Origin of the sequence: Saccharicrinis fermentans DSM 9555 = JCM 21142, assembly GCF_000517085.1 — a bacterium.
Taxonomy (GTDB): domain Bacteria; phylum Bacteroidota; class Bacteroidia; order Bacteroidales; family Marinilabiliaceae; genus Saccharicrinis; species Saccharicrinis fermentans.
This window is the reverse complement of the sequence record NZ_KI912107.1, coordinates 2,412,448-2,412,995: the sequence shown is the minus strand read 5'-3', so window position 1 is coordinate 2,412,995 and position 548 is coordinate 2,412,448. Positions and strand designations below refer to the sequence as shown.

At 40.0% G+C, this 548-nt stretch carries 1 protein-coding gene; it reads right to left on the bottom strand.

Features of this window, described 5'->3' with window-relative positions; all coding sequences use genetic code 11:
• Positions 1 to 469: hypothetical protein (locus tag CYTFE_RS32155; protein WP_044262711.1), on the bottom strand; the 469-nt coding region annotated here is incomplete at its 3' end.
• Positions 470 to 548 lie beyond the last annotated feature (79 nt).

Sequence of the window (548 nt, the reverse complement as noted above, 5' to 3'; positions counted from 1 at the left end):
TAATATCGGCAACATCTTTTCCAAACAACCCGGTAGCGGATTGAATATCGTAAAAAGCCTTGGTAGTATCTAACAGGTTTTGCCCTGTTTCAAATGCTACCGCTTTAATAGAATCTTTGTAAGCGTTCATTTGCTCGGTGCTCTTATCTAGATTCAGCTGCTTAATGGCTAAAAATTCATGATTAAAATCGGCGGCTGCACCCGTGGCATTACTTAAAAACATAGTCAACGCCACCACACCGCCAATTAACAATGTGTACGGATTACCCAATGTGCTTATTGCATTACCAAACATCGGGAATTGCGCACTCATTGCCGAAAACATTGCAACGTGGTGGTTTTTTAGTTCAGAAAGTTTTGCTTTCATTGCCCCCACACCACTATTTACCTTTTTTTTAGCTTCGGACATACCTGTTTTAATTCGGTTTTTCATCTCTAACAACAAAGTAACTTTTGCTTGTCCGTCCATAGTATTGTTTTTAATTAATTGTATCGTATATTTGTGCCAGTGAGGGAGCAGTCCCACACTTCCCAAAACGGTCGGTTAA